The organism is Bradyrhizobium sp. P2_E8, assembly GCF_056403875.1.
On sequence record NZ_JBFUES010001916.1, the window covers coordinates 1 to 543 of the forward strand.

The window sequence follows — 543 nt, forward strand, 5'->3', positions numbered from 1 at the left end:
GCCAAGGACCGTGCTGCAGAGGTGATCGCTGGCTCCGAGCGCGTGACCGCCGCCGTCGAGAACGCGGTGACCGAGTCCGTCACCGAGGCCGGCAAGATCAGCCGCAACATCCAGCAGGCGATCTACGAGGACGCCGAGGCGTTCTTCTCGGGCATCGACAAGCTCGCGTCCGCCAAGTCGTTCAGCGAAGCCGTCGAGATCCAGTCGAGCCTGCTCCGCTCCCGCGGCGAAGCGTTCGTCTCGCGTACCAAGGCGACCACCGACTATCTCGGCAAGCTCGCCGCCAACGGCGCGAAGTCCGCTCAGGACAACTTTGCCAAGGTCTACAACAAGACCGCCTGATTGCGCGTCGCGTTGACAAACTGAATTTTGAGGCCCGCTTCGGCGGGCCTTGTTTTTTGCGCTGCCGTCATCATCGGTCGTCATTCCGGGTCCGGTCCTGCGGACCGTCCCGGAATGACGTAACCTCGGTGAATCATGACCCCACCCGCCACCTTCTCCTTCGACACTCCCGGCGACGCCGAGCGCGCGGCCGAGTTGCGC

At 64.6% G+C, this 543-nt stretch carries 1 protein-coding gene; it reads left to right on the forward strand.

Annotated features, from left to right (window positions below; translation table 11 throughout):
* On the forward strand, positions 1-342 hold a 342-nt coding region (locus tag AC1D00_RS44695; protein ID WP_477015157.1), incomplete at its 5' end, for a phasin.
* Positions 343-543: the final 201 nt, after the last annotated feature.